The following is an 18,848-nucleotide window of genomic DNA, read 5'->3' as shown; positions in this document are numbered from 1 at the left end:
CTGATATGTTTTCTTTACAATTCACGACAAACGCGTCTATTTATGCGCGTCAGGCGCTAAGTTGCCAGAGCCAATTTCAGCAAGGAGGAGGGAGCCAATTGCAGCTGCTTTATGCCGATCACCTATTAGAACGACTACAGGGTTTACAGAGTGGTTCGTTGCAGCAGCGACTGCTGGCCTGCATTCAGGCCGCAATCATTGAGGGGGTGTTTCCCCGCGGCGGGCGTCTGCCGCCCACGCGCGATATCGCACGCGAGCTGGGGGTGTCGCGCAACACCGTACTGCATGTTTATGACAGCCTGATGGCGCAGGGCTACGTGACGGCGCGCACCGGCAGCGGCACCTGGGTGGCGGAAACGCTGCCGGAAATCTGTTTGCAAAGCCAGGCCGTCGAGCTGCTCCAGCCGGCGGCCACGCCGCTACCGGCGACCCTGTCAAAACGCGGCGCGATGCTGTTAGGCCACGCCACCGCCTCTCCCTATCAGTGGGGCGCCTTCGTGCCCGGCGCGCCCGACGTCACCGAGTTTCCGCATAAGCTGTTTAGCCAGATTCAGGCCAGGCTCAATCGCGATCCCGATGTGCACCGGCTGATCTACAGCAGCGGCGGCGGCTGCCCCGATCTGCGCCATGCGCTGGCGGAGTATCTGCGCGTCGCGCGTTCGGTTAAGGCCGACGCCGATCAAATCCTGATCACCGAAGGGATCCATCAGGCGGTAGATCTGGTGAGCTGCGTGCTGGGCGATCCCGGCGACCTGGTCTGGATGGAAGAACCCGGCTACTGGGGCACGCGCAATGTGCTGCGTAAAAATGGCCTGAAAATTCGCGCCGTGCCGGTGGATGAGGAGGGGATCGTGCCCGTCTCCGGGCCGCCGCCGCGCATGGTGTTTGTCACGCCGTCGCATCAGTATCCGTTAGGGGCTCATCTGAGCCTGGCGCGACGTAAGGCGCTGCTGGCGCTGGCGCGGCGTCACCAGAGCTGGATTATCGAGGATGATTACGACAGCGAGTTTCGCTTCTCAGGCAAGCCCTGGCCGTCGCTGCAGGGGCTGGAGGAGGACGCGCCGGTGATCTATATGGGCACGTTCAGCAAGACGCTCTATCCGGCGCTGCGCATTGGCTACATGGTGGTGCCGAAGATGCTGGCCGACCCGCTGCGCACGGCGGCGGCCGAGCTTTATCGCGGCGGTCATCTGCTGATACAGCGCGCGCTGGGCGAGTTTATTCGCCAGGGGCATTACATGGATCACATCCGCCGTATGCGCTTGCTCTATGGCCAGCGGCGTCAGTTTTTATGCCGGCTGATTGAGCGCTATCTGGGGCCCTCTTTTTTACCGCCGGCAAACCATGAGGCTGGATTACATCTGGTGCTGAGGCTGCCCGCCGGCTGTGACGATGTGGCGATTGCCGCCCAGGCGCTGAAGCGCGGCGTTAAGGTCCGCGCGCTGTCGCAGTACTATATGCATCAGCAGAGCCAGCGCGGCCTGCTGCTCGGCTACGCCTGCGTCAATGAACGGCAGTGTCAGGATGCGTTTGGCGTGCTGAAGGGCTGTTTAGTTGAGGCGGGCGTTACGACGGCGGCGCCTTAGCGCGCGTAGAAAAGGGGCGCGGCGGCCGCCGCGCTGGAGGGAAAGTTTATGCCGAAGCTGCGGGCTGTTTTACCGCGAGCAGCACCGAAGAGGCTTTAATCAGGGCGACGACCCTTTTGCCCTTGCTGATAGCCATCTCTTCGCTGCTTTCATTGGTGATAACGGCCGTCAGGCTGACGCCGTCATCGGTCAGAAGGTGGACGGTGGCGTTGACCGCGCCCTTTTCCAGCGAAGTAACCTGACCAGCAAACTGATTGCGGGCTGAAAACAGCAGGCCGCTCTCTTCAGACGCGAGGATAATCCAGGGCGCCTTAATTAACGCTATCACCTCTTTGCCTTGCTCCAGGCCCAGCCTGACTCGGCTGCTGCTGGTCACCACTGCAACCAGTTTTCCTCCGTTATCAAGGGTGATTTCTATTTCATCATTAATGGAGCCGGGATGAATCGCCGAAACCTGGCCGTGCAGCTGATTACGCGCCGAAACTGACATGTCATTCTCCTTGAGGCGGAAAGGGGGCTGTCCGGAGAGTGTAGATGAAAACGAGCGCGATAATGACCGCTGCCTGACCCAACATTGGCGGAAAACTACCGTTTATTGTCGGCGCCGCCACTGTCTCAGATGCATGCTGCTTCATACAATCAGCAGACATTCAGTCAAGAGAGAATCGTCATGCCGAGTTTAATAAGTGAAATTGCCCCCGCGTCTCCTGCCGAAGCGTTGCAGCATTTTAGCCGTCGCCTGGCCTTTGAAACCGACTGCTCTGATGTGCACCAGAGCCAGACAGCGGGCAACGTCGACTATGTGCTGGTCGATGTCAGAAGCCATGACGCCTTTTTGGCCGCGCATGTGCCTGGCGCGATCAATATTCCGACGCGCACGATGTCTGAGCAGCGGATGGCCGACTATGCGCCCGACACGCTGTTTGTGGTCTATTGCGCAGGGCCGCACTGTAACGGCGTCCATCGCGCCGCGGTTCGTCTGGCGGGGTTAGGATTCGCGGTCAAAGAGATGATCGGCGGGCTGACCGGCTGGGTTGACGAAGGGCTGCCACTGCAGGGAGGAAGTAACGAGACGGCTGGTACGGGATTCGCCTGCGAATGTTAAACCCTGCGATCACCATACGAGTGGCGCTGCCCGGCGATGTCCCTGCTCTGCTGGAACAGATGCGTTCACTGGCGCAGTTCGAGCGCTATATCACCGACTTTAACGTTGATGAACAGGCGTTATTAACGCGCGCTTTTGGGCCCGATCGCCAATGTCATATTTTTGTCGCCGAGTGTCACGGCAACATTGTTGGCTATGCCGTGATGATAGTTATCCGCTTTACCTTTGATCTAAAAAGCACGCTGGTGCTAAAGGAGTTTTTTGTCGATGGCGCAAGCAGGGGTAAAGGGGTAGGTTCTGCGCTTTTTCGCTACGTGGCTGCCTGGGCTCTGGTTGAGGGCGGCGGCCGACTAAAATGGGACGTGATGGTCGGAAACCACAAGGCGGAGGCCTTCTATCAAAAGCATGGGGGCGCGCCTGATACCCAGTGGATCCCCTATGTGATGAATGAAGATGCGCTGCAAAAAGCCGCTGGGGTGAAGAGCACGGATGAAAAGTTAGACTCACAGGGTAGAGGCTGCGCTGTTGCTCAGGCGGTCAGCGTGAGAAGCGGCAGCCAGACTTAAAGGCAAACGGAAGAGGGCGCTTCTCTCTTCGGTTTGCAGCGTCTGCTTTGAGCGAGGAGCAGACTTTGACAGTTATTCTCACAGTTGAGGGCGCCATTACTAACCTTCGAGTATCGGTAATCCTCCCGCAGTCAGGTTCAATACTTTATGACTGCACTAACAATGGTCATACCCAATGCATTGCTGCGTTTACTGACGCGAAGTGTTGCACCATCAACATAATAGCCCGCAGGTTCACACACCTTTATGCGTCTTTTCAGGTCTGGATCGTCAACGTAAGCGCCAGAGCAGTCATTACGGCTGCGTGCCGAAAACTCACTGGTGGCAGTATAAGTGCTTATTGCACCTGGAAGCAGCCAGACAGCAGTGCTTAGCAGGATATAGCCAAAGAAGAGCACAATCAGAACTGACCCCACAAAGAGCTTTAAATTATCTATAATGCCGTGGACACGCTTACCGTTACCCCATTTTCTGATGCTAAACGAAAGGCAGAAACCGAGGATGAGGCCCACAACAAGCAGCACATGCAACGTGCATTGAGCCAGAAAAGTAAATCGATCAATTTCCTTTTGCCACACAAGGAAAGCAAATATGGCGCCCAGTACACCAGTGGTTACTAACAGTAATCGGGGATACGTCCAGCCATTCATCTGGCACTCTCTCCTTGAGTCAGTATTACGTTCAGGGGCTGAAATTAATTCCTTTGACGGGGTATTTGCGCTCGATACAGGCGCCGCCCATTTTCCTTAAACCGATGTCCGTGCAAATAGTAAAGATATTCTCATTCTGATGAAATATCATCCTGCTGACAACTATCAAAAACTCCGCTTTTGGCACAAAGCAGACTGACGCGCAGACCAGTGTCCGCTATGAGCGAAAAGCGGACATTTCGATAACATGCTCATTGTCAGAATAAGCAAGAATGCATAGTGAATTTTTACTCGATTCGATATAACTGAAACAAAGGACAATCCCACCAGAGAGGTAAGCATGGCGCTTTCGCATGAACTAATTCTTATTTACACCACTTACTTTGTCGCAACAGCCAGCCCAGGGCCAAGTAATATGGCTATTATGGGTACGGCCATGAATAAGGGCCGTGGTGCAGCCTTGGCTCTGGCAGGTGGTGTCATCGGCGGTTCGATGATGTGGGCGCTTCTGGCGGCCTGCGGCGTGTTAACCGTTCTTGCAACTTTTGCGCAATTGCTGATCGTGTTAAAAATTGGAGGTGGGTTGTATCTGTTATGGCTGGCATGCAAAGCGGGTAAATCTGCGCTTTCCCGCTCTGACGCCAGCGTGTGTAAATCACAGGACAAAAGCGTCGCATATGGCAAACTTTTCCAGCAGGGCATCCTGATGCACGTCGGCAATCCTAAAGCGATCCTCACCTGGGTGGCGATCATGTCCGTAGCACTTAAACCGGGCGCGGCAGCTTCTGCTTTACCTGAGATAGTTTTCGGCTGTGCGACTATTTGTGTGGCAGTATTCTGCGGCTATGCGCTGCTGTTTTCGACTTCATTAATGAGCGCGTTTTATCGTCGTATTCGTCGTGGGCTTGATGCGTTATTAGCCTCCTGCTTCGCTATTGCAGGGCTAAAGCTGATATTTAGCCGTAGCTGAAGATTTAGCGCCTTAATCCTTATTCATACTACATCTGTTTTAGTTGTGTCCGCTGCTGGCACAAAGCGGACATTATTTTTCCAGTATTACTTCTTTACCTTGGCTATACAGCGCTTACTCAACCCTCAAAACAGCAACTGCCATGCGTCTGTTCAGTCAATTGCGCAGGGAAGCTTACAGGCCTGACCCAGTCCGCCAGGCAAACCCTGTTAAGTCGGGTGATAAAATGAAGGTGGCTGGCCTGTAACCCGACGGAACATCGTCGCGAAGGAGGAACCATTATCATAGTCGAGCGACAACGCGACTTCATTCACCGGTGTGCCCGTTAGCAGCAATGCCAGCGCGCTGACCACACAGGCTCGCTGACGCCAGGCGGAAAACGACATGCCGGTTTGCTGCCGGAAATGGCGACGAAATGTGCTGCCGCTCATAAACAGCGCGCTGGCCCAGCGTTCGGCCGGATCATGGATGGTTGGTGCGCGTAAAAAAGCCTGACACAGGGCTAACAGCGCGGGCTGCTGCGGCAAAGGGATCTCGAACTCGCGCACCTGCATTGCCGCCAGTTCAAGCAGCATTAAGTCTGTCAGCGCCCGATCGCGTACGCTGTTATAGCGCGGTGGTAAATCAACCGCCTCCATCAATAACTGTCGCAAAAGCGGCGATACGGCAATTACTTCGCAGCGGCTGTTGTTACGTAAGCTGGCGGCGCATGCGGGTTCGATATACAGGCTACGCGTAGTGACACCCATAAACTTTACAGCATGCAGGGTTTCGGGGGGGATCCATACCGCATGCTGGGGCGGCACTACCCATTCCCCATCACGGGTTGAAACATGCATCAGGCCGGTTGCGCCATACAGAAGCTGCGCGCGGCGGTGCTGGTGCTGCGGCAGGAAAAATCCCTGCGCGTAGTCGTTGCCGAGCGCCACAACCTCACGATCCAGTCGATCGAAATCGTCAATTTTTCCGTTTCGCACATCCGCCCCCATCTGACCAGTTTGCAAGGGTAATTGAGCGCTGCGCAAATGGGAAGCGGGGCGCTGGCGCGATAAGCTGCTGCCTCATTTGCAAACGGGGTACGTCTTTGAACGATTTGATGATTATTGCACTTGCCGGTTTTACTACCGGCATAACCACAGTCCTTTTTGGCTTCGGCGGCGGTTTTGTGGTGGTGCCCTTTGTTTACCAGCTGCTGCTGCGGCAGCCTCAGCTGGCAGGCAATGCGATGCATATTGCTGTGGCCACCTCGACGGCGGTGATGATTTTCAACGCAGGCTGGGTCAGCTACCAAAACTGGCGCGCGGGCAGGCTTTCTTCACCCGTCTTGTTCCCCCTGCTGTGGTTTATCGCCACAGGTGCGGTAGCCGGTTCGTGGCTGGCGGGAATATTAAGCGAGGTGCTGATTCGCGAGCTGTTTATTTTTTATATGCTGATGACGATTGGGGACTGTATGTTGCGCAAAGGCTTCTTCAGCGGCAACGCGCCGCGTCGTTTGTCACTTTTGACGGTCACCGGTGGCGGTATGCTAATCGGCATGATTGCCGCATTGCTGGGCGTGGGCGGCAGCGTCATGACGGTGCCGCTGTTGCGGCGACACGGTCATGCGATGCGCGAGTGTATTAGCGCCGCCAACCCACTTTCCCTGCCGGTAGCGTTGTGCGGTGCGGTGACCTATGCGATAAGCGGCTGGCACAAAATTCCGGCAGGCGATTTTGTGGGTTTTATCAGTCTGAAGATTCTAGGCCTGCTCGTGGTGGCCGGCTGGGCGGGTATAGTGTTTAGCCGCAGGGCCATCCCCGCCGTCCCCGATGTCTGGCACGCGCGAATCTACGTGATGCTGTTGTGCATGGTACTGGTGGCTATGTTGCTTTAAACAAATCCTGCTTTGCAGATTTAGTTGCTTCTACAGCGGCAATATCTGCATGAACATCCGTTTCTGGCTCAAAGCGGAGGGCCGCAGTCAAGGTCCGCTATGAGCGAAAAACGGACATTCAGTGGATAAGTAAAAAAATGCTGATTTTGCATTCAAGGCTTGTTAACTTAAATGTCAATGAAAACACACTCTGTCCTGTTCCATTCAACCATTATTATCACCTGTCTGACCCAGGTGGGATAACGTTCGCCATTTTCCCGCCGGTAAGGCGGGCCTTACCGGTAACAGTCCAGTGAGGTAAATAATGAACACTGCTACAGTAACAACGTTAGAAAAACCTACTTTGCACCTGCTATGTGGAAAAATTGCATCAGGCAAATCCACATTATCAGCAAATTTGGGTTCATTACCCGGTACCATAATTGTCAGTGAGGATCAGTGGCTGGCAGCCCTCTTTGCTAATGAAATGCAATCCATATCTGATTATGTGCAGTATTCCTCAAGGCTTAGAAAGGCTATGAAACCTCATCTGGTGTTACTACTTAAAGCTGGTTTATCAGTCGTTCTGGATTTTCCGGCAAATACACAAACAAATCGTGAATGGATGATGAGCATCATTAAGGAGTCAGGTGCCAGTAATAGACTGCATTATCTGAAAGTATCAGATGAAGTATGTAAAGCCCGATTACGCGCCCGTAATGCAGAAGGCGGGCATGAATTTGCGGCCTCAGATCAACAATTTGAAACTATAACGCGTTATTTCTCAGAACCAACGGCTGATGAAGGGTTTGATATTACTGAATACAAGTGAATTTACCTTTCTGCCCATAAGTCGCCAGCTAGCGGCTTTATTATTTTCCATCTCTTATGGTTATACACAATGCTAAAGCGAATTAAATATCCGCTTCAGACTAAGAGCGGACAAGCCAACTGAGTTGAAGGTCCGCTGTGAGCGAAAAGCGGACGTTGGGTAATTGACGTCTCTACCAGGTATAGAGTGCTTAACAGCTTAATAACTGAACTCTTCCCTTAACAACCCAAAAATCCAGTCATCCTGCCAACAACCATGCAGGAAATAGTTTTGCCTTAGTGTGCCTTCATGCTGGAATCCAACCTTAAGCAATGTTCTGCGGGAGGCTTCATTACCTGAAGTCACCGTAGCGGTTAACTTTCGATACCCATGGGTGTTGAAAGCAAAACGAGCAACATCTTTTAGAGATTCACTACCAAAACCTTTGCCATGAAATTCGGCGGCAAGAATGAACCCTACTTCCGCAATGCCTTCATTACGCTCAATAAAGCCAGTAACACCAATCGGTATACCTGTATCCTTTTGACTGATAACAAGACATAACCAGTGTTCACTGCCTTTATGCCAGGGTTGCAAGCGCTTCTCGAAGGAGTGGATTCTGATTTCTTCATCCGTGCGTGAATCGCTAATAAAATGCATGACGTCACGGTCCTGATTTAATGCCTGGAAAAATGGCCAGTCAGTATGGTTGAGGCAGCGATAATCAAGCCTGGCAGAAGGTACATAATGCATTGGCGATTTCCTTGTTTCGCTTTAACTCGCGTTAGACCGAACGATAATACGGGCAGAACTTCATCAATACTCCTTAACACGCTGCAAAGTTTGCAATGTCCGCTTCTTGCACAAAGCAGACACAACGCAGCCACCCTGAAAAAGGGCTCCCCCCAACAACACACCCCTCAGCCTTCCAGCGCACCTACCACCACCGCTTCCATCTTCTCTGGCGTAGTAACAGGAGCAAAACGCTTCAGCGGTGTGCCGTCGCGTCCAATAAGAAACTTGGTGAAGTTCCACTTAATGCGCCCACCCAGCACGCCGGGCAGTGCATTTTTCAGGTAACGAAACAGCGGGTGCGCGGAGGCGCCGTTAACCTCGACCTTCGCGAACATCGGGAAGCTCACGCCGTAGTTAATGTGGCAGGTCTGCGCGATGGCGTCAGCGCCGCCGGGCTCCTGTTTGCCAAACTGATTGCAGGGAAAACCCAGCACCACCAGACCCTGAGCGGCGTACTTCTTGTAGAGCGATTCCAGTCCTGCGTATTGCGGCGTAAATCCACAGTGGCTGGCGGTATTCACCACCAGAACCAGCTTGCCAGCGTAGTCGGCCATCGGGATAAGCTGGCCGCTCAGGCTGGTGGCAGAGAGTTGATAAAAAGGGGTCATATCAAAATCCTCAGGGTGACTGACATCGCCGGTTGGTGATGTAACAGAGGATAATGGTCTGTCGATCAGAATGGCACATTTTTCACGTCTGCTTCTGCAAGGCGCGGCGAGGGGCGAGCAGGGAAGATACCCGGAAAAGCCGTCAAAAGCCGCTGTTCACCTCGCCGCAGGCATTAGCGCGCATAACCGTCACGCCCTCAGAGCAAAACGCCGTTTTGTGATTTACGGCAGTCGCGCGGGCTGCAGCCGAACCAGCGGCGGAACGCGCGTGAAAAAGCGCTGACTTCCGAGTAGCCCAGCAAAAGCGCCATTTCTGACACCGACAAATGGTGCTGTTTGAGATAGTGCGTTGCCATTTCTTTGCGCACGCTGTCGACCAGCGCGGAAAAAGAGGTTTGCCTGTCGCGCAGTCGCCGCTGTAGCGACCAGGCCGATAACCCCTGTTTCTCGGCGATAATCTCCAGCGAGGGCTCGCCGCTCAGTAGCTGCAGATGAATGTCGGTGCGGGTTTGATTAACGGTATCCTGACCGATCACCGGCGGGCTGAGTCGACGGATGGCGTCCTGCATCACCAGCAGCAGCATGGGGTCGTGATCCGGCATTTTGCGGCTCAGATCCGTTTTAGCAATCATCATCGAGTTAAACGGCTGATCGAAATAGACCGGCGCATCGAACACCTTACAGTGCTCATGCCAGTGCTCAGGGCGCGGATGCTCAAAATGCACTTCGCGCGGCGCCCAGTGCCGTCCTGCCGCGTGGCGGATCAGATTCAGAAACATGCCTAGCGTCAGCTCCGCATCCTGACGGCGCAAGAGGATGGCGCCGTGACGCACCTGATAATCGAGCTGCCAGCAGTCGCCGTGCTCCGTCAGACGGATACAGGTATTGTGCTGATGCCAGGGAAACGCATTCACCACGTTGCGCAGCGCCTGCTCCAGCGTGGCCGAACAGAGGCCGATATAGCCGATCAGCCCCAGCGACTGCGGTCGGAACTGATGACCATACTGCAACCCGAAATTATCCACGCCCGCCTGGCTGGCGGCTTCTTCCAGCACCCGGCAGTAATTCACCAGATCCAGACTCAGCGTCGGGCAGGCGAGCGTATCGGGATCGATGCCGCTGATGCCAAAAATGCGATCCACATCGCCGCCCTGAGCGTTAATGAAATCACCCAGTCCTGTCGCGGCGGCCGACAGGACGCCACGATGACTGCTGCCTGCGCTGGAGAGGGTCGTCAGCGCGACTTCGGGAAATCTGCTGGTCATGATGTTTTCCGCCTGAAACAAGAGATCTTTAGCTTCTGCAAAAAACATACCAGCCGTCGAGCGCGTGATAACAGTCACTTAGCGCTGTCTCTGCGCATTTTGCACAGCGGGCGGTCACGCAGGCACCGCCAGAGTGCGCTAAACCCCAATCGGCAAAGGGCTGCCTTCAAGGTAGCGGCGGCAGAGGCGCACCGTATCATCGGCCCAGCCGTCGCCCAGGCTGCGGGCCATCTCGGTTTCACTGTGGGAGGCCACCCAGGCCGTCAGCTGAATCCGGCGCTGAATCAGCATTGACGGGATGATGGCGCGCTCCTCATCGCCCAGATGCGCCACCTGCTCGTAGCCGTTTAACCAGTTTTCCACCCACTGCGGGGCGCTGGGATGATGTTCGACAAAGCTGATCGCCGCGGCAAGATCGTGCAGATACCAGCCCATGCCGCAGTCATCGAAATCGATGACCCGCGTTTCGCCTTTGTGAACCAGCAGATTGGTCAGGCGCAGGTCGGCGTGGATTAGGCCGTAGCGGTCGGCCGACTGACCAAAGGCCGCCATCTCACGACCCACGTGCGCCAGCGTCTCTTCGATAATGCCGTGTTGTGACGGCGCTAAGCCCGCCACATCACGCCAGTCGCCCCAGTGGCCCGCGGGAGAGACCATGCTGTGATGATCCCAGACGATACGGCGAAAAGATTGCGGCTTTTGCCAGCGCCGACTGTGGTGGTGCAGCTGCGCGGTGATGCGGCCTAGCTGACGAAAAGCCGCCGGATCCACCGCATCGGTGAGCATATCGCCCTCGATCCAGTGAAACAGCACGGCATAGCGCTCACCGCCATCCGACAAGGGAAGGGTCTGGATGCGCTGACCCTGCTCGTCGCTCACGGCAACCGGCACGCAGATGTCAGCAGCCTGAAGGGCGTCCAGCCAGTGCAGCTCGCTTTCAATGTCCTGCTTAGCGTGGTAATCGCCCCGGTGAATGCGTAACGCATAGCGGCCCCGCGGCGTGGTGACAGTCAGGGTTGCGTTCTCGGAACGGCACAAAAGTTTGACCCCCGCGTGCCGACAGGCGGGATAGGCCTGCAGCGCCTGATGGGCAAGCTGAAGAATGGCGTCGTTACTTAAGGTGTCATATTGCTTAATGCTCATGGCTGGCTCCCGTTCTCTGCGTGTGGAGGCAGCATGGCGCTGAACCCACCTGGCACGCTTGACAGCAGAGCGGGCAAAAATTGACTTCAGCCGCGCGACCACGGCCTGAGCGGGGGCGACTTGACCGCAGCCGACGAGCTTCTGTTTTCTGCGGTCAAGTTTTTCTGAGGGCGCTGTGTCCATTATCTACCCGTCAGCTGTTTAGCCATCGCTTTTCACTTTACACAGACGGGGAACGCCGTGATGAAAGAGAAACTGAAACCCACCCTGGGCACCCTGCAACTCTGGGGCATCGCCGTGGGACTGGTTATATCGGGAGAGTATTTTGGCTGGAGCTATGGCTGGGGCGCTGCAGGCACCCTCGGCTTTCTGGTCACGACGTTGTTTGTCGCCGCCATGTACAGCTGTTTTATCTTCAGCTTTACCGAACTGACCACCGCCATTCCGCAGGCTGGCGGGCCCTTTGCCTACAGCCGTCGCGCCTTCGGCGATACTGGCGGATTGATTGCGGGCATCGCCACGCTGATCGAGTTTGTCTTCGCGCCCCCGGCCATCGCTATGGCGATCGGCGCTTATCTCAACGTGCAGTTCCCGGAGGTGAACCCCAAACTGATCGCCGTCTGCGCCTACCTGATCTTTATGGGCCTCAACATCATCGGCGTCAGCATTGCCGCCACCTTTGAGCTGCTGGTCACTCTGCTGGCGGTGATTGAACTGCTGGTGTTTATGGGCGTGGTGGCGCCGGGCTTCAGCCTGGCGAACTTTGTCGCGCACGGCTGGGCGGGGCAGGAGACGTTCTCGCTGGCGTCGGTGTCCGGCATGTTTGCCGCCATTCCTTTTGCCATCTGGTTTTTCCTCGCCATTGAAGGCGTGGCGATGGCGGCGGAAGAGGCAAAAGAGCCGCGCCGCACCATTCCTCGCGCCTATATCAGCGGCATTTTAACCCTGGTGGTGCTGGCGATTGGCGTCATGGTGTTTGCGGGCGGCGCAGGCGACTGGCGCACCCTCTCTGGCATTAACGATCCGCTGCCGCAGGCGATGAAAATGCTGGTCGGCAACGATTCGCGCTGGATGCACATGCTGGTGTGGATTGGGCTGTTCGGCCTGATCGCCAGTTTTCACGGCATTATTATGGGCTACTCTCGCCAGTTCTTTGCGCTGGCGCGCGAAGGCTATTTGCCGCCGTCGCTGGCAAAGCTGTCGCGCTTTAACACGCCGCACCGCGCGATTCTGGCGGGAGGCGCGGTCGGCATCCTTGCAATTTTCTCTGACGGCATCAGCTTTCAGGGCATGAGCCTTACCGCCGCGATGATCACCATGTCGGTGTTTGGCGCCATTGTCATGTACATCATGAGTATGCTGAGCCTGTTTAAACTGCGTCGCACGGCGCCGACGCTGGCGCGCAGCTACCGGGCGCCAGGTTATCCGCTGATCCCCGGCATCGCCCTGTGCGGCTCGGTGATCTGCCTGATCGCCATGCTGTGGTTCAACCCGCAGATCGGCGCGCTGTTTGTGGGGCTGATGGTGGCGGGCTACCTCTATTTTCTCACCACCCACTCGCGCCGCGGCGCGCTCGCGCAGCGCGCGGTTGCCGCAGAAACCGAGTAACGCTTATATCCGCCCTGCAGCGCCAGGGCAGCACCAAGACCAAGGAGTCACGATGACGGTACGATCAACCATTATGGATACCAACAGCTTTCGTGCTGAACACGCGGAAACGCTGGCGCCGGAGATTCGACAGCTGACCAGTAAGCGCAGCCAGGTGCTGGGCGAGTCCTATCGGCTGTTTTACCGCAACCCGGTGCATCTGGTGCGCGGGCAGGGCCAGTATCTGTGGGACAAGGCGGGCAATCAGTATCTGGATATGTACAACAACGTGGCCAGCATTGGTCACTGTCATCCGGCGGTGGTAGAGGCGGTGCATCAACAGATGATGCAGCTGAATACCCATACGCGCTATCTGCACGAGTCGATCCTGGCGTACAGCGAGCGCATTCTGGCCACTATGCCGGCAGAAATCGATCGCGCCATGTATATGTGCACCGGATCCGAAGCGAACGATCTGGCGATCCGCATTGCCCAGTGCTGGAGCGGCGGCACCGGGATCATCGTGTCTAAAGAGGCCTATCACGGCACCAGCGCGCTCACCTCCGGCGTCTCGCCTGCGCTGGGCAGCGGTCAGCCGCTGTCGCCGCATACCCGGCTGGTGGCGCCGCCCGACTTTTATCGCATCCAGACGGCGGATCAGGGCGCCTGGTTCGCGCAGCAAATTCAGCAGCAGATCGATGATATGCGCGCGCAGGGGATTAAATTTGCCGGTTTTCTGGCTGACTCGATCTTCTCGTCGGATGGCGTTTTACCGGGCCAGCCCGGCTTTCTGAAACAGGCGATTGACGTTGTGCATCAGAACGGCGGCATCTTTATTGCCGACGAAGTACAGCCCGGTTTCGCCCGCACCGGCGAGGCCTTTTGGGGCTTTGCCCGACACGGCATCGTGCCCGATGTGGTGACCACCGGCAAACCGATGGGCAACGGCATTCCGGTGTCGGGGCTGATGGCAAAAGCGCCGGTGCTGGCGGCGTTTAGCGATGCGCTGCCTTACTTCAATACCTTTGGCGGCAACCCGGTGTCGATGGCGGCGGCGCATGCGGTGCTGGATGTGATTGAGCAGGAGGGGCTGCAGGCGCACAGTCTGCACACCGGCGCCGCGCTGCTGGCGGCCCTGCAGGAGCTGCAGGCGACCTATCCCTGCATCGGTGAGGTGCGTGGTGCCGGTCTGTTTATCGGTTTTGAGCTGGTGAAGGACAGGGAAAGCAAGCAGCCGGATAAAGCGCTGGCGCTCGACCTGGTGGAGGCGCTACGCGAAGCGTTTGTGCTCACCTCTGTCGCCGGACCCTACGGCAACGTGCTGAAAATCCGCCCGCCGCTCTGTTTCCAGCTGCAGGATATCGACTGGGTGGTGAGCGCGATGGATCGCTGTTTGAGGAAGTTGACGGGCTGAGGTTAAGCTGTAAAACGCCTCCCTGTCCGCTGCAGGCGAAAAGCGGGCAGGGGAGAACATCCTCACCGCAGAGATAGTGTAATGCGCTTTGTTATGCTAAGAATATTTGCCAGGCAAAACGACTTTGCGCAGGCTGGCATTTATTCCATCCTCAGGGTGAGGAAAAAATCATGAAAAATTCGATAGTTCCTGAAGAGTTTCAGCATTATTTCAGTGACTGGCACTTCTCTCCCGTCATCGAAGCTGATGGCACTTTCTATCTTTCAGGTGTGACCGCCGCGCGTAAGGATAAACCGATAAGCCAGGACCCTGAAGAACAATTCCATGATGCGTTTTATAAGCTGGGTGTTTATTTAAACGCCGCCGGTTTAAATTATGAAAATATCCTTGAGATGACCACTTTTCATATCGACCTTAAAAAACACATCGCGGTTTTTTCCAGAGTAAAAGATGAATATATTAAGGCGCCATACCCGGCATGGTCTGCCATCGGCGTATCAGAATTTATTCCAGAAAATGCCCTCGTGGAAATGCGGATTGTGGCAAAAAGGTAGTTTTTGCGCGTCTCGCAAACAGGTCAGCCCTGTCCGCTGCTGCTAAAAAGCGGACAACGTTCTCTACTATCCAGTGGCCCAGTTCGCATCCAGCTGACCAGTTCCCCTCACTCCTGCGCCCGCTCAAACGTAGCGATCACCCGGTCAATATGCTGCTTCATCGCCGCTCTTGCCGCCTTGCCGTCGCGCTTCTCCAGCGCGGAGAGGATCTTAAGATGCTCGGTTTCCGACGCCAGCGGCATATCGCCCGGCGTATAGTGCGCCTGCAGCATGCGGAACATACTGCCGTAGCGATGGCCGAGCAGGTGACCGATGATAAAGCCGTAGGCGGGATTGCCGCTCGCCTGGGCAATGCGGATATGGAATAGCCGGTCGCCGGGATGGGTGCGCGACTGCGCGCGGTTATCTTCGCAGTTTTGCCGATAAGCTGCGCGGATCAGCGCCAGCTCCTCCTCGCTGGCGTGCACGGCGGCCAGCGCGGCGGCCTCCGGCTCAATCAGGCGGCGCGCCTGCAGCAGGGAAAAGGGCGGCAGCTCGGTGGAGAAATCGAGTTTGATGCCCAGCTCATCGTCCGGCTCGCTCCACTGATCGCGCCCGGCCTGCATCATCACCGGCTCCTGGGTGCTGGCGCGCGCTTTGACAATCACGCCATTGCCGACCTTCACATCCACCAGCCCGATCACCTCCAGCGCGATCAGCGCTTCACGCACTGAAGCACGACTGACCTGCAGCTGCTCAGCCAACTCCCGCTCCGCTGGCAGGCGACTGCCGGGGGGAAATTCGTTGTTGTTGATAAGCGTGATCAGCTGGTCAGCTATTTGTCTGTAAAGCCTGAGGTTTTCCATCTTTTTTATCGGCATGGCACAGCTACCTGTCTAAATAAATTCAGTGACCCGCTGCACAAATAATCAACAGGGCCCTTGTCAATGTTACGCAATTGTCAATAAAACGTAATGCGTCAGCGAAAAAGTAGCCAGCGTTATTTTGCACACCCGGACGGGCAAAACCTCTCTCCATTGGCCTGACCATTAGATCTTTGTACCAGAGGATATGCAATGAATTTACACGGAAAACGCGTATTAATCACCGCTGCCGGACAGGGCATTGGGCTGGCCAGCGCACGCTACTTCGCTCAGCAGGGCGCAGAGGTGATCGCCAGCGATATCAATCTGAACGCGCTGCAGGATCTGCCCGGCATCCGCGCCTACCGGCTGGATGTCACCGATCGCCAGGCGATCGCGGCGGCGGCGCAGGAGCTGGGCACGCTTGACGTCTTGTTTAACTGCGCGGGCGTGGTGCACAGCGGCAGCCTGCTGGCGTGCAGCGAAGAGGAGTGGCAGTTCGCGCTCGATCTCAACGTCACGGCGATGTTTCACATGATCCAGGCCTTTCTGCCCGCCATGCTGCAGCAGCGGAAAGGCTCGATTATCAACATGTCATCGGTGGCCTCCAGCGTGAAAGGGGTGGCGAATCGCTTTGCCTACAGCGCGACCAAGGCGGCGGTCATCGGCCTGACGCGATCGGTGGCGGCGGACTACATCGGCGAGGGCATCCGCTGCAACGCCATTTGCCCGGGCACGGTGGATTCGCCGTCGCTGCGCCAGCGCATCGCCGCACAGGCGCAGGCGGAAGGGCGCCCGGAAGCGGAAGTCTATGACGCCTTTGTGGCGCGTCAGCCCATTGGCCGTATCGGCACGCCAGAGGAGATCGCCTGTCTGGCGGCTTATCTGGCATCCGATGCCAGCGCCTACACCACCGGCACCGCCCAGATTATCGATGGCGGCTGGAGCAACTAACAGGAGTGGAACAATGAAATTATTACGTGTGGGCGAGCCGGGCAACGAGCGTCCGGCCCTGCTGGATGCGCAGGGCGAGCTGCGCGATCTGTCGCATTATATTGATGACCTCGCGGGCGAGGCGCTGCTGCCATCCTCGCTAGAGAAGCTGCGCCAGCTGCCCCTCAGCGAACTGCCTAAAATAGACGGCCAGCCGCGCATCGGCGCCTGCGTCGGGCAGATCGGCAAGTTTATCTGCATCGGCCTGAACTATGCCGATCACGCCGCCGAGACCGGCGCTGCCATCCCGCAGGAGCCGGTGGTGTTTGGTAAATGGACCAGCGCGGTGGTGGGACCTAACGACGCGGTGCGCATTCCGCGCGGCTCGGTGAAAACCGACTGGGAAGTAGAGCTGGGGGTGGTGATTGGCAAAGGCGGCAGCTATATCGACGAAGCGGATGCGCTCTCCCACGTCGCGGGCTACTGCGTGGTCAACGACGTCTCGGAGCGCGAATATCAGATCGAGCGCGGCGGCACCTGGGACAAAGGCAAAGGCTGCGACACCTTTGGCCCCATCGGCCCCTGGCTGGTGACCGCCGATGAGATCGCCGATCCGCAGCAGCTCGATCTCTGGCTGGAGGTTGACGGCAAACGCTATCAGAACGGCAACACCCGCACCATGATCTTCAGCGTCGCGCACATCATCAGCTATCTCAGCCGCTTTATGAGCCTGCAGCCGGGCGACGTGATCTCCACCGGCACGCCGCCGGGCGTCGGCATGGGGCAGAAGCCGCCGGTCTACCTGCGTCCGGGTCAGGTCATCCGCTTAGGCATCGCCGGACTGGGCGAGCAGCGTCAACTCACCGAGGGCAGCGAAGCATGACCAGACTGACTGCACTGCGCGTGGAAGATATCCGCTTTCCCACCTCCGCGCATCTCGACGGCTCGGACGCGATGAACCCGGATCCCGACTACTCTGCCGCCTACGTCATTATCGAAACCGATAACGCGGCGATCAGCGGGCACGGCCTGACCTTTACCATCGGGCGCGGCAATGAAATCTGCTGCGCGGCGATCCGCGCGCTGGAGCACCTGATCGTCGGCCGTCAGTTAGAGGCGATCGTTGCCGATATGGGGCAGTTCTGGCGCGATATCACCAGCGACAGCCAGCTGCGCTGGATCGGGCCGGATAAAGGCGCCATTCATCTGGCGACCGGCGCGGTGGTCAACGCGGTGTGGGATCTGTGGGCGAAGTCGGAAGAGAAGCCGCTGTGGCGGCTGGTGGCCGAACTGTCGCCGCAGGAGCTGGTGCGCTGCATCGACTTTCGCTACCTCACCGACTGCATCACGCCGGAAGAGGCGCTCGCCCTGCTGACGGCGCAGCAGCCGGGCAAAGCCGCGCGTATCCGTCAGCTTGAGCAGCACGGCTACCCCTGCTACACCACCTCGGCGGGCTGGCTCGGCTATGACGACGACAAGCTGCGCCGCCTCTGTCAGCAGGCGGTCGACGCCGGCTTCTCCCATATCAAACTCAAAGTGGGGCGCGATCTGGAGGATGACATTCGCCGCGTGCGCATTGCGCGCGAGGTGCTGGGGCCGGATCGCCAGCTGATGATCGACGCCAATCAGGTGTGGGAAGTCAATGATGCCATCGACTGGGTGCAGCAGCTGGCGTTCGCCGAGCCCTGGTTTATCGAAGAGCCCACCAGCCCGGACGACATCGAAGGCCACCGCACCATCCGTCAGGGCGTGGCGCCGGTCAAAGTCGCCACCGGCGAGATGTGCCAGAACCGCATCATCTTTAAGCAGCTAATGATGCGCGAGGCGATCGACGTGGTGCAGATCGACGCCTGTCGCCTCGGCGGCGTCAACGAAGTGCTGGCGGTGATGCTGATGGCGGCGAAATACCGGCTGCCGGTTTGTCCGCATGCCGGCGGCGTGGGGCTGTGCGAATACGTGCAGCACCTGTCGATGATCGACTTTGTCTGCATTGCCGGTAGCCATGAGGGCCGGGTCATCGAGTATGTCAATCATCTGCATGAACACTTCCTGCATCCGTGCGAGATCCGCGGCGCCGCCTATATGCCGCCGACCGTGCCCGGCTTCTCTATCGAAATGCTGCCCGCCTCGCGCGAGAGATACCGCTATCGCGGCGAGCGAGGCTGAG

The 18,848-nt window shown here is 57.2% G+C and carries 20 protein-coding genes; 12 read left to right on the top strand and 8 right to left on the bottom strand.

The window, feature by feature from the left end; all coding sequences use genetic code 11:
- Positions 1–98: 98 nt before the first annotated feature.
- On the top strand, positions 99–1,586 hold the full coding sequence (locus tag MC269_RS10885; protein ID WP_239952410.1) for a PLP-dependent aminotransferase family protein: 1,488 nt from the start codon (positions 99–101) through the stop codon (positions 1,584–1,586).
- Between the two features lie 46 nt (positions 1,587–1,632).
- Here the strand turns inward: MC269_RS10885 and MC269_RS10880 are convergent, their stop codons facing one another.
- The gene (locus MC269_RS10880) at positions 1,633–2,076 is read right to left on the bottom strand and encodes a molybdopterin-binding protein (protein WP_239952409.1); all 444 of its coding nucleotides are present in this window, start codon (positions 2,074–2,076) and stop codon (positions 1,633–1,635) included.
- Between the two features lie 180 nt (positions 2,077–2,256).
- Here MC269_RS10880 and MC269_RS10875 point away from each other — a divergent pair, with 180 nt between their 5' ends.
- Together MC269_RS10875 and MC269_RS10870 are read left to right on the top strand one after the other, a co-directional pair.
- A complete protein-coding gene (locus MC269_RS10875; RefSeq protein WP_239952408.1) occupies positions 2,257–2,691 on the top strand; it encodes a rhodanese-like domain-containing protein in 435 nt (144 codons plus the stop codon).
- Positions 2,685–3,257, top strand: coding sequence for a GNAT family N-acetyltransferase (locus MC269_RS10870; protein WP_239952407.1), 573 nt, complete (start codon positions 2,685–2,687; stop codon positions 3,255–3,257). Before MC269_RS10875 ends, MC269_RS10870 begins: the two co-directional genes overlap by 7 nt.
- Before the next feature lie 137 nt (positions 3,258–3,394).
- Here the strand turns inward: MC269_RS10870 and MC269_RS10865 are convergent, their stop codons facing one another.
- The gene (locus tag MC269_RS10865; protein WP_239952406.1) at positions 3,395–3,907 is read right to left on the bottom strand and encodes a hypothetical protein; all 513 of its coding nucleotides are present in this window, start codon (positions 3,905–3,907) and stop codon (positions 3,395–3,397) included.
- A 340-nt stretch (positions 3,908–4,247) separates the two neighbouring features.
- Between MC269_RS10865 and MC269_RS10860 the strand changes: the two genes are divergently transcribed.
- A complete protein-coding gene (locus tag MC269_RS10860) occupies positions 4,248–4,877 on the top strand; it encodes a LysE family translocator (protein ID WP_239952405.1) in 630 nt (209 codons plus the stop codon).
- Between the two features lie 209 nt (positions 4,878–5,086).
- Here MC269_RS10860 and MC269_RS10855 read toward each other — a convergent pair whose 3' ends face one another.
- The gene (locus MC269_RS10855; protein ID WP_239952404.1) at positions 5,087–5,854 is read right to left on the bottom strand and encodes a helix-turn-helix transcriptional regulator; all 768 of its coding nucleotides are present in this window, start codon (positions 5,852–5,854) and stop codon (positions 5,087–5,089) included.
- A 107-nt stretch (positions 5,855–5,961) separates the two neighbouring features.
- Between MC269_RS10855 and MC269_RS10850 the strand changes: the two genes are divergently transcribed.
- Both MC269_RS10850 and MC269_RS10845 read left to right on the top strand, forming a co-directional pair.
- Positions 5,962–6,750 carry a sulfite exporter TauE/SafE family protein gene (locus MC269_RS10850; protein WP_239952403.1) on the top strand — a complete coding sequence of 263 codons (789 nt, stop codon included), beginning with the start codon at positions 5,962–5,964 and terminating at the stop codon, positions 6,748–6,750.
- 304 nt (positions 6,751–7,054) lie between these two features.
- Complete coding sequence (locus MC269_RS10845; RefSeq protein WP_239952402.1) at positions 7,055–7,561, top strand: ATP-binding protein; 507 nt, start codon at positions 7,055–7,057, stop codon at positions 7,559–7,561.
- A gap of 198 nt (positions 7,562–7,759) precedes the next feature.
- On the opposite strand, the gene MC269_RS10840 is transcribed toward MC269_RS10845, so the two are convergent.
- The 4 genes from MC269_RS10840 to MC269_RS10825 form a co-directional block, all read right to left on the bottom strand.
- A complete protein-coding gene (locus MC269_RS10840) occupies positions 7,760–8,293 on the bottom strand; it encodes a GNAT family N-acetyltransferase (protein ID WP_239952401.1) in 534 nt (177 codons plus the stop codon).
- A 167-nt stretch (positions 8,294–8,460) separates the two neighbouring features.
- Positions 8,461–8,943, bottom strand: coding sequence for a glutathione peroxidase (locus MC269_RS10835; RefSeq protein WP_239952400.1), 483 nt, complete (start codon positions 8,941–8,943; stop codon positions 8,461–8,463).
- Between the two features lie 197 nt (positions 8,944–9,140).
- Positions 9,141–10,208, bottom strand: a complete 1,068-nt coding sequence (locus tag MC269_RS10830) for an AraC family transcriptional regulator (protein ID WP_239952399.1) — start codon at positions 10,206–10,208, stop codon at positions 9,141–9,143.
- A 138-nt stretch (positions 10,209–10,346) separates the two neighbouring features.
- Complete coding sequence (locus MC269_RS10825) at positions 10,347–11,351, bottom strand: phosphotransferase enzyme family protein (protein WP_239952398.1); 1,005 nt, start codon at positions 11,349–11,351, stop codon at positions 10,347–10,349.
- 243 nt (positions 11,352–11,594) lie between these two features.
- Here MC269_RS10825 and eat point away from each other — a divergent pair, with 243 nt between their 5' ends.
- The 3 genes from eat (at position 11,595) to MC269_RS10810 (ending at position 14,906) form a co-directional block, all read left to right on the top strand.
- Positions 11,595–12,959 (top strand): ethanolamine permease, encoded by a 1,365-nt coding sequence (gene eat, locus MC269_RS10820; RefSeq protein WP_239952397.1) that lies wholly within the window; start codon positions 11,595–11,597, stop codon positions 12,957–12,959.
- A 52-nt stretch (positions 12,960–13,011) separates the two neighbouring features.
- Positions 13,012–14,352 (top strand): aspartate aminotransferase family protein, encoded by a 1,341-nt coding sequence (locus tag MC269_RS10815; RefSeq protein ID WP_239952396.1) that lies wholly within the window; start codon positions 13,012–13,014, stop codon positions 14,350–14,352.
- Between the two features lie 170 nt (positions 14,353–14,522).
- Positions 14,523–14,906: a RidA family protein gene (locus tag MC269_RS10810; RefSeq protein WP_239952395.1), complete on the top strand. Its 384-nt coding sequence runs from the start codon at positions 14,523–14,525 to the stop codon at positions 14,904–14,906.
- A 107-nt stretch (positions 14,907–15,013) separates the two neighbouring features.
- Here MC269_RS10810 and MC269_RS10805 read toward each other — a convergent pair whose 3' ends face one another.
- Positions 15,014–15,766: a FadR/GntR family transcriptional regulator gene (locus tag MC269_RS10805; protein WP_239952394.1), complete on the bottom strand. Its 753-nt coding sequence runs from the start codon at positions 15,764–15,766 to the stop codon at positions 15,014–15,016.
- Between the two features lie 195 nt (positions 15,767–15,961).
- Here MC269_RS10805 and MC269_RS10800 point away from each other — a divergent pair, with 195 nt between their 5' ends.
- The 3 genes from MC269_RS10800 to MC269_RS10790 are packed head-to-tail and all read left to right on the top strand — an operon-like array spanning position 15,962 to position 18,847.
- Positions 15,962–16,702 (top strand): SDR family oxidoreductase, encoded by a 741-nt coding sequence (locus MC269_RS10800; RefSeq protein WP_239952393.1) that lies wholly within the window; start codon positions 15,962–15,964, stop codon positions 16,700–16,702.
- 13 nt (positions 16,703–16,715) lie between these two features.
- Entirely contained in the window at positions 16,716–17,564 is an 849-nt protein-coding gene (locus MC269_RS10795) for a fumarylacetoacetate hydrolase family protein (protein ID WP_239952392.1), read from the top strand.
- Complete coding sequence (locus MC269_RS10790) at positions 17,561–18,847, top strand: L-fuconate dehydratase (protein WP_239952391.1); 1,287 nt, start codon at positions 17,561–17,563, stop codon at positions 18,845–18,847. Before MC269_RS10795 ends, MC269_RS10790 begins: the two co-directional genes overlap by 4 nt.
- Position 18,848: the final 1 nt, after the last annotated feature.

Origin of the sequence: Pantoea sp. Z09 (genome assembly GCF_022394795.1) — a bacterium.
In the GTDB taxonomy this organism is placed as follows: Bacteria; Pseudomonadota; Gammaproteobacteria; order Enterobacterales; family Enterobacteriaceae; genus Pantoea; species Pantoea latae.
Note: the sequence above shows the minus strand (reverse complement) of the source record. Positions and strands in the feature narration are given on the sequence as shown.

Coding starts and splice junctions, on each gene's coding strand:
- MC269_RS10880 (WP_239952409.1), bottom strand. CDS start 2,076: ATGTCAGTTTCGGCGCGTAATCAGCTGCACGGCCAGGTTTCGGCGATT.
- MC269_RS10875 (WP_239952408.1), top strand. CDS start 2,257: ATGCCGAGTTTAATAAGTGAAATTGCCCCCGCGTCTCCTGCCGAAGCG.
- MC269_RS10870 (WP_239952407.1), top strand. CDS start 2,685: ATGTTAAACCCTGCGATCACCATACGAGTGGCGCTGCCCGGCGATGTC.
- MC269_RS10865 (WP_239952406.1), bottom strand. CDS start 3,907: ATGAATGGCTGGACGTATCCCCGATTACTGTTAGTAACCACTGGTGTA.
- MC269_RS10860 (WP_239952405.1), top strand. CDS start 4,248: ATGGCGCTTTCGCATGAACTAATTCTTATTTACACCACTTACTTTGTC.
- MC269_RS10845 (WP_239952402.1), top strand. CDS start 7,055: ATGAACACTGCTACAGTAACAACGTTAGAAAAACCTACTTTGCACCTG.
- MC269_RS10840 (WP_239952401.1), bottom strand. CDS start 8,293: ATGCATTATGTACCTTCTGCCAGGCTTGATTATCGCTGCCTCAACCAT.
- MC269_RS10835 (WP_239952400.1), bottom strand. CDS start 8,943: ATGACCCCTTTTTATCAACTCTCTGCCACCAGCCTGAGCGGCCAGCTT.
- MC269_RS10830 (WP_239952399.1), bottom strand. CDS start 10,208: ATGACCAGCAGATTTCCCGAAGTCGCGCTGACGACCCTCTCCAGCGCA.
- MC269_RS10825 (WP_239952398.1), bottom strand. CDS start 11,351: ATGAGCATTAAGCAATATGACACCTTAAGTAACGACGCCATTCTTCAG.
- eat (WP_239952397.1), top strand. CDS start 11,595: ATGAAAGAGAAACTGAAACCCACCCTGGGCACCCTGCAACTCTGGGGC.
- MC269_RS10815 (WP_239952396.1), top strand. CDS start 13,012: ATGACGGTACGATCAACCATTATGGATACCAACAGCTTTCGTGCTGAA.
- MC269_RS10810 (WP_239952395.1), top strand. CDS start 14,523: ATGAAAAATTCGATAGTTCCTGAAGAGTTTCAGCATTATTTCAGTGAC.
- MC269_RS10805 (WP_239952394.1), bottom strand. CDS start 15,766: ATGCCGATAAAAAAGATGGAAAACCTCAGGCTTTACAGACAAATAGCT.
- MC269_RS10800 (WP_239952393.1), top strand. CDS start 15,962: ATGAATTTACACGGAAAACGCGTATTAATCACCGCTGCCGGACAGGGC.
- MC269_RS10795 (WP_239952392.1), top strand. CDS start 16,716: ATGAAATTATTACGTGTGGGCGAGCCGGGCAACGAGCGTCCGGCCCTG.
- MC269_RS10790 (WP_239952391.1), top strand. CDS start 17,561: ATGACCAGACTGACTGCACTGCGCGTGGAAGATATCCGCTTTCCCACC.